Genomic DNA, 7,903 nt, shown 5'->3' with positions numbered 1-7,903 from the left:
CTAGGGGGCTTCTGGTGGCTCTTGGACGGTGTCGCGGAGCCAGATGACGATGGCGGTGACGGTCAGGGTGCCGTTGAAGATGTAGTCGCGTTTGTCGTAGCGGGTGGCCACCGCGCGGAACTGCTTCCACTTGTTCACGCACCGCTCGACCGCGTTGCGACGGCGGTACTGGGCTTTGTCGAAGGCCGGGGGCCGGCCACCGGCCTGTCCCCGGTGCTTGCGGTGGGCCCGCTGGTCATCGGGCTGAGCGATGGTGGCCTTGATCCCGCGCCGCCGCAGGTAGGCGCGGTTGTCCCGGCTGGAGTACGCCTTGTCGCCGCGCACCCGGTCCGGTCGGCTGCGTGGTCGGCCCGTGCCGCGGCGCCGGATGCGCAAGCCGTCCAGCACCGGGGCGAACATCGGGCTGTCACCTCGCTGACCGGGCGAGGTCAGCCAGTGCAGCGGGCGGGCCCGGTCGTCGGACAGCAGATGAACCTTGCTGGTCAGCCCGCCCCGTGAGCGCCCCAACGCCTCGCGCCCATCCGCTTCCTCACGGGTCCCGCCCCCTTTTGCGGGTAGTCGGCCGGGGGCTTGCGAGGCGCCCCGGCCGCGTGCTGATGCGCCCGGCAGGACGTCGAGTCGATGTTCACGGCCCATTCCCGCCGGTCCGCCTTGCGGGCAAGCGCCCCGTCCGGGTCTGCGGCGTCCGCCTCGATCTGTAACTCGCGCAGGACAGCCTTCCAGGTGCCGTCGGCCGACCAGCGACGATGACGCTCATAGACGGTCTGCCAGGGGCCGTACCGTTCTGGCAGGTCAGGCCAGGGCACCCCGGTCCGGGCCCGGAACAACACCCCGTTGATCACCTTGCGGTGATCCGCCCACTGCCCGCCCGGCTTGCCGTTACCGGGCAGGAGAGGTTCGATCTTCCGCCACTGCGCGTCCGTGAGCTCGTGTCGCCGCACCATACGGGCGTCCTGCCCGGACAACTACGAGATCCACCCAGCCCACCAAGAACCATCAGAAACGGCCTAGTGCGTCCGGCGCCTGCGCGCCGCCCGGAGTCCACGCGCCCGGGGCCACATGCGCCGCGAAGACCCGCCGCCGCGTCGCCGTATGGCAGTCCGCGTGCCGGCCGGGCCGCCGGATCAGCGCGACCCGTACCCCGGTCCCCTCGGCCGCGTCCTCCAGGGCGCGCCCGAGCGCCGGGTCGAGATGGCTCGAAGTGAGCGCCTTGGCGCCCCAGGGCCCCGGCTGTTCGAGCAGCAGCCAGGTCCTGGCGGTGGCCGCGGTGCCCGCGAGCGGCTCGAACAGGTCCCGCGAGGCGGTCGCGCATGTACTCACAAAGGTGAGCCTAACTCTCCCTCACGGCAGTGGCCTGGGCGGGCGGGGGCCGGTGTACTGCCCGCTCGGCCGCATCCGCAGCGGCGGCTCCTCGTACTCCTCCAGCGCATGCGCGATCCAGCCCGCGGTACGGGCCACGGCGAACACCGTCTCGCCCGCCTCGGCGGGCATCTGGTGGGCGACCGACAGTGCCGCGAGGGCCAGATCGACATTGGCGTGCAGGGCGGTATGGCGGGCCGTCACCGCCTCGACCTCGCGCGCCGCGGCCACGGCCGGGCCTGCGGCGGGCAGCGCTTCGAGGGCCGCGAACAGCGCCTGCGCGCGCGGGTCCGGGCCCGGGTACAGCCGGTGCCCGAGTCCCGGAACCCGGCGCCCCGCGCGCAGATGGTCCGCCACGACCGCCGCCGCGCTGCCCCGCTCCAGGACCTCGGTCAGCATCCGGTGCGCCAGCCCGCTCGCCGCGCCGTGCAGCGGCCCTTCCAGGGCGCCGAGCCCCGCCGAGACCACCGCGTACGGGTGCGACCTGGCGGAGGCGGCGACCCGCACGGCGAGCGTGGAGGCCGCGAGGTCGTGGTCGATCAGCAGCCCCAGTGCCAGGTCCAGCGCACGCACTGAGGGGTCATCGGCCTTGCGTGCTGTCAGCCGCGACCAAAGCCGCCAGGCCAGTCGGCCATCGCCGCCGTGGCCGTCGCCGTGGCCGTCGCAGTCCCCGAGACGCTCAGGGCCGACCTCGGGGAGGGCGTCGACGAGGAGTGGGATCAGGCCACGGGCGGTGCCGAGTACGGCCTGAGGGGTCAGGTCGAAGCGCAGCGGATCGGCGGCGGACGCGGCGATCGCGGCGACCCGTAGCCGGTCCGTCGAACCGGCGTACTCGGGGAGCGCCGTCACCGCCCGGCGCGCTGCGGCGAGGGAGCCGTCCTGTGCGGTGAACCGGACACCAGGCCGCAGCGTGCCGGTCCACAGCCAGTCGGCGATCTCCTCGTAGGTGTGGCGCCGCGCCAGCTCGGTCGCGTCGACTCCCCGGTAGTAGTACCGGTCCTTGTCGATCAGGGTGATCTTGGTGCTGATGCGCTGGGTGACGTCACCCCCCGTGGGTTCGCGGCGGCCCTTGCGGAGCAGCGCGTCGACCTCCTTGGGGTCGAAGGTGCTGCCCCGGCCTCCGGGGCCGCGTCGGCTGGTGAGCTGTCCCCGGCTGACGTACGCGTACACGGTCTCGGGCTTCACTCCGAGTCGTTCGGCGGCCTCTCTGGTGGTCAGCCGCGCTGCCGCCTCCGGCTCTTCCGCCCCTTGATCACTCATGCCCTCACTGTACCCGCATGGACGTTCACATTGACTCAATCAACGTTGACACTGATTGAGTCAAGGGTGGACAGTCAAATCAAGTTCGAGGAGTTCCGCGAGGAGAGACATGACGATGAACGGGACCACTGCCGCCACCACGCCCGATATGCCCCGCGGGCTCGCGGGCGTCGTCGTCACCGACACGGCGATCGGGGACGTCAGGGGGCGCGAGGGCTTCTACCACTACCGGCAGTACTCAGCCGTAGAGCTGGCGCGGACCCGCGGCTTCGAGGACGTATGGCACCTGATGTTCCACGGCGAGCTGCCGGACGCCGGACAGCGGGCCGCGTTCGTCGAACAGACCGCCCAACTACGCCGCCTGCCGGACGACGTACGGGAAGCGCTGCCCGCGATCGCCCGGGCATCCGTAGTGTCGGGGCCGCTCGCCGGGCTGCGTACGGCGCTCTCACTCTTCGGGGCGTCCCAGGGGTTCCGCCCCGTGTACGACATCGACGGCACGTGGCGCCGGGTGGACGCGCTGGCCGCGTGTGCCGTGGTGCCGACGCTGCTCACCGCGCTCTACCGGCTCGGGCAGGGCCTGGACCCCGTCGCACCGCGTGATGATCTGCCGTACGCCGCCAACTACCTCTACATGCTCACCGGTTCGGAGCCCGATCCGGAGCGCGCCCGGGCGGTCGAGCAGTACCTGATCTCCACCATCGACCACGGCTTCAACGCCTCCACCTTCACCGCCCGCGTCATCACCTCCACCGGCGCCGACGTCGCGGCCTGCCTGACCGGCGCGATCGGGGCACTCTCCGGCCCCCTGCACGGCGGCGCGCCCAGCCGCGCCCTGGACACCCTGGACGCCATCGGCACCCCGGACCGCATCGACCCCTGGATTCGCGAACGCGTACGCGCGGGCGAACGCATCATGGGCTTCGGTCACCCCGTCTACCGCACCGAGGACCCGCGCTCACGCATGCTGCGCTCCATCGCCCAGGGGTTCGGCGGCCCGATGGTCGACTTCGCCGTCGAGGTCGAGGCGCGCGTCGAGGCGATATTGGCGGAACTCAAACCGGGCCGTGAGCTGCACACCAACGTCGAGTTCTACGCTGGAGTGGTCATGGAACTGTGCGGCCTGCCCCGCGAGATGTTCACGCCGACGTTCGCGGCGGCGCGGGTGATCGGCTGGAGCGCCAACATCCTGGAACAGGCGGAGGACTCAAAGATCATCCGCCCGGCGGCCCGGTACGTGGGTCCGCCCACGCCACAGCCAGTGCCGACCCGGCGGTGACCCGCTCGGCGGTGCCGGCGAACGGGAGCAGGGGCAGGGGTGAAGTAGTCGCGGGCGAGGACCGGGGGGCCCGCCGCCTATGCTGTGGCGGCGGTATCGGCAGCGTACGAAAGGTCCAAGGTGAGCCAGCGGCAGATCCCCGTCGTCGTCCTCGCGGGGTTTCTGGGGTCGGGTAAGACGACCTTGCTCAACCATCTCCTGCGGCACAGCGGCGGTAACCGCATCGGCGTCATCGTCAATGACTTCGGGTCCATCGAGATCGACGCCATGACGGTGGCGGGACAGGTCGGTTCGACCGTGTCGCTGGGCAACGGGTGTCTGTGCTGTGCCGTGGACGGCAGCGAGCTTGACGCGTACCTGGAGAAGCTGACCCGGCCGTCCGTCGGGCTTGACGTGATCGTCATCGAGGCGAGCGGTCTCGCCGAACCGCAGGAGCTGGTGCGGATGCTGCTGGGCAGCGAGAACCCGCACATTGTGTACGGCGGTCTGCTGGAGGTCGTCGACGCCGCCGAGTTCGGCGCGACCAGGCAGCGGCACCCCGAGATCGAGCGGCATCTCGCGCTCGCCGATCTGATCGTGCTCAACAAGACGGACCGGGTGGGGGAGAGCGAGCGGCGGCGCGTGAGCGCCGAGGTCGCTGGGCTCGGTGACGGTGCGGCGGTGGTCGCGTCGGTGTACGGGCGGATCGACCCGGAGCTGCTCTTCGAGAGCAAGCCGAAGGGGGAGCGGTTCGGGCAGCTGTCCTTTGACGATCTGGGAGGAGATGACCACGACGCGCACGGACACGACGCGCACGGACACGGCGCGCACGGACACGGTGGGCACGGGCATGGCGGGCATGAGGGGCATCTGCATGCCGCGTACGAGGCCGTGTCGTTCACCTCGGATGACGCCATGGACCCGCGTCGGCTGCTGGACTTCCTCGATGCCAGGCCCGAAGGGCTCTACCGCATCAAGGGCTTTGTCGACTTCGGCGCGCACGACCCGCGCAACCGGTACGCGCTGCATGCCGTCGGGCGGTTTCTGCGGTTCTATCCCGAGCCCTGGCCGCGGGGCGAGGAGCGGCGTACGCAGCTGGTGCTGATCGGGTCCGGGGTCGACGGGGACAAGCTGCTGGAGCAGCTCCAGCAGTGCGCGGGAAGCGGGCAGCCGCGCGGGGGTGCCGCTCCCGAGGCCATGTGGGGCGTTCTACGGTACGTCCAGGAGGCGGCGGCGGACGACGTCCGGGACGCCCACGACGTGGGCGACCCGGACGCATCCGACCTGTCGTTGAACTAAGCCGCGGGCCCCGCGACCGCCGCCACCGGCTTCGCGAGCGACACCCCCGAGCCGTCCCGGCGCGGGTCGACCTCCGGGACCTCGGCCGGTGCGCCGTTCTTCTGCGCGGCCAGCACGGGAGTGGGCCCGGCCCAGCCCAGGGAGAGGCAGTCCTCGCCCTTCAGGAAACGCTGGCAGCGCACCCCGCCGGTGGCCCGGCCCTTGCGCGGATACTGGTCGAACGGCGTGATCTTCGCGGTGGTCTGCACCGAGTCGTCCAGGGTCCCGCGTGAGCCCGCCACCGTGAACACCATCGCGTCCGCGGCCGGATCCACCGCGGTGAACGAGATCACCTTGGCGCCCGCGGTGAGCTTGATACCCGCCATACCGCCCGCGGGGCGGCCCTGTGGCCGTACCTGTGAGGCCTGGTAGCGCAGCAGTTGGGCGTCGTCCGTGATGAAGACCAGATCCTCCTCGCCGGTCTGTAGCTCGGCCGCGCCGACGATACGGTCACCGTCCTTCAAGGTGATGACCTCCAGCTCGTCCCTGTTGGCCGGATAATCCGGCGCCACGCGTTTGACGATGCCCTGCTCGGTGCCGAGCGCCAGGCCCGGCGACGACTCGTCGAGCGTCATCAGGCAGATCAGCTTCTCGTCCGCCTCCAGCGTGAGGAACTCCGCGACCGGCGCCCCACCCGAGAGGTTGGGCGCGGCCGCCGTCTCCGGCAACTGCGGCAAATCGATGACGTTCAGCCGCAACAGCCGCCCGGACGAGAGCACCGCGCCGACCTCGCCGCGCTGGGTCGCGGGCACCGCGGACACGATCACATCGTGCTTGGTCCGTCTGGCCTCGGTGTCGAAGGCCAGCTCGCCGTGGGCCGTACGTGCCAGCAGCCCCGTCGACGACAGCAGGACCCGGCACGGGTCATCCGCGACCTCCAGCGGCACGGTGGTGGCCGGAGTACCGGCCGACTCCAACAGGACCGTACGGCGCTCGGTGCCGAACTTCTTGGCCACCGCGGCGAGTTCGGCGGAGACCAGCTTGCGGAGCTCCGCGTCCGACTCCAGGATCTTGGTGAGCTGCTCGATCTCGGTCCGCAGCCGGTCCCGCTCGGACTCCAGCTCGATACGGTCGAACTTGGTCAGCCGGCGCAGCGGGGTGTCCAGGATGTACTGCGTCTGGATCTCGCTCAGGGAGAAGCGCTCGATCAGGCGCTCCTTGGCCTGCGCGGAGTTCTCGCTTGAGCGGATGAGGCGGATCACCTCGTCGATGTCGAGGAGGGCGACGAGCAACCCCTCCACCAGGTGCAGCCGGTCGCGCCGCTTGCCGCGCCGGAACTCGCTGCGGCGGCGTACCACGTTGAAGCGGTGGTCGAGGTAGACCTCGAGCAGTTCCTTGAGGCCCAGCGTCAGCGGCTGGCCGTCCACCAGGGCCACGTTGTTGATGCCGAAGGACTCCTCCATCGGCGTCAGTTTGTACAGCTGCTCCAGGACGGCCTCGGGGATGAAGCCGTTCTTGATCTCGATGACCAGCCGCAGGCCGTGATTGCGGTCGGTGAGGTCCTTCACGTCCGCGATGCCCTGCAGCTTCTTCGAGCTGACCAGGTCCTTGATCTTGGCGATGACCTTCTCCGGACCGACCGTGAAGGGCAGTTCGGTGACCACCAGGCCCTTGCGTCGCGCCGTGACGTTCTCCACCGACACCGTGGCGCGGATCTTGAAGGTGCCACGGCCCTTGTCGTACGCGTCCTTGATGCCGCCCAGGCCGACGATCCGGCCACCGGTGGGCAGGTCGGGTCCGGGTACGAAGCGCATCAGCGTCTCGAGGTCGGCGCCCGGATGCTTGATGAGGTGGCGGGCGGCCGCGATCACCTCGCCGAGGTTGTGCGGCGGCATATTCGTGGCCATACCGACGGCGATCCCGGAGGCGCCGTTCACCAGGAGGTTCGGGTAGGCCGCGGGGAGGGCGACCGGCTCCTGCTCCTGGCCGTCGTAGTTCGCGACGAAGTCGACCGTGTCCTCGTCGATCGACTCGGTCATCAGGGAGCTGGCGTCGGCCATCCGGCACTCGGTGTACCGCATCGCGGCCGGCGGGTCGTCGTTGCCCAGCGAACCGAAGTTGCCGTGGCCGTCGACCAGGGGCAGGCGCATCGAGAACGGCTGCGCCATGCGCACCAGCGCGTCGTAGATCGAGGCGTCGCCATGGGGGTGCAGGCGGCCCATCACCTCGCCGACGACGCGGGCGCACTTCACGTAGCCGCGGTCGGGGCGCACGCCCATTTCGTTCATTTGGTAGACGATGCGGCGCTGCACCGGCTTCATGCCATCCCGGGCGTCCGGCAGGGCGCGCGAGTAGATGACCGAGTAGGCGTACTCCAGGAAGGAGCCCTGCATCTCGTCGACGACGTCGATGTCGAGGATCTTCTCCTCGTAGGCTTCGCTGTCGTCGGGTCGCGGGGTCTTCGTGCTGCGGCGGGCCATCGCGGCTGCGGCTCCTTCACCAACAAAGTCGGGCTTCTGATGCGGACCATTGTGGACCGCGCCACTGACAACGCGGACCGCGACCCGTGCAAAGAGGTCGCCGGGTGGTCGCCAGGTGGTCGCGGGTGATCGCTGTGGGCTTACGCGGGACGGGAACTTCGCCAGATGTCCGCACGCTTGCATACAGTGACAGGACCGCCTTGGCGTATGTCAACGACGTAGGTCACCGCATGCCCTCAGGGACGAGTCAGTACGCGATTCCGCACGC

At 70.3% G+C, this 7,903-nt stretch carries 5 protein-coding genes and 1 pseudogene; 2 read left to right on the top strand and 4 right to left on the bottom strand.

Features of this window, described 5'->3' with window-relative positions:
* The 3 genes and pseudogenes from GCN81_RS17555 to GCN81_RS17545 all read right to left on the bottom strand — a co-directional run bounded on the left by GCN81_RS17555 (position 1) and on the right by GCN81_RS17545 (position 2,619).
* A protein-coding gene (locus GCN81_RS17555; RefSeq protein ID WP_407697943.1) for an IS5 family transposase occupies positions 1 to 944 on the bottom strand; the annotation gives its coding sequence in 2 pieces (ribosomal slippage) (positions 1 to 513 and positions 516 to 944; 942 coding nt in all).
* Between the two features lie 97 nt (positions 945 to 1,041).
* A pseudogene (locus GCN81_RS17550) lies at positions 1,042 to 1,320 on the bottom strand (sucrase ferredoxin); the annotation flags it as partial.
* Positions 1,321 to 1,341: 21 nt separating this feature from the next.
* Entirely contained in the window at positions 1,342 to 2,619 is a 1,278-nt protein-coding gene (locus tag GCN81_RS17545; protein ID WP_156725577.1) for a citrate synthase family protein, read from the bottom strand.
* Between the two features lie 115 nt (positions 2,620 to 2,734).
* Between GCN81_RS17545 and GCN81_RS17540 the strand changes: the two genes are divergently transcribed.
* Positions 2,735 to 3,898, top strand: a complete 1,164-nt coding sequence (locus tag GCN81_RS17540) for a citrate synthase (protein WP_407697981.1) — start codon at positions 2,735 to 2,737, stop codon at positions 3,896 to 3,898.
* A gap of 120 nt (positions 3,899 to 4,018) precedes the next feature.
* Positions 4,019 to 5,176: a CobW family GTP-binding protein gene (locus tag GCN81_RS17535; RefSeq protein ID WP_156725575.1), complete on the top strand. Its 1,158-nt coding sequence runs from the start codon at positions 4,019 to 4,021 to the stop codon at positions 5,174 to 5,176.
* On the opposite strand, the gene GCN81_RS17530 is transcribed toward GCN81_RS17535, so the two are convergent.
* Positions 5,173 to 7,635 carry a DNA gyrase/topoisomerase IV subunit A gene (locus tag GCN81_RS17530; RefSeq protein WP_156725574.1) on the bottom strand — a complete coding sequence of 821 codons (2,463 nt, stop codon included), beginning with the start codon at positions 7,633 to 7,635 and terminating at the stop codon, positions 5,173 to 5,175. The genes GCN81_RS17535 and GCN81_RS17530 overlap by 4 nt on opposite strands.
* Between the last annotated feature and the right edge of the window lie 268 nt (positions 7,636 to 7,903).

It is taken from the genome of Streptomyces apocyni (genome assembly GCF_009739465.1).
GTDB lineage: Bacteria > Actinomycetota > Actinomycetes > Streptomycetales > Streptomycetaceae > Streptomyces > Streptomyces apocyni.
The sequence above is the reverse complement of the archived record's forward strand: the minus strand, read 5'-3'. Positions and strand labels throughout refer to the sequence as shown.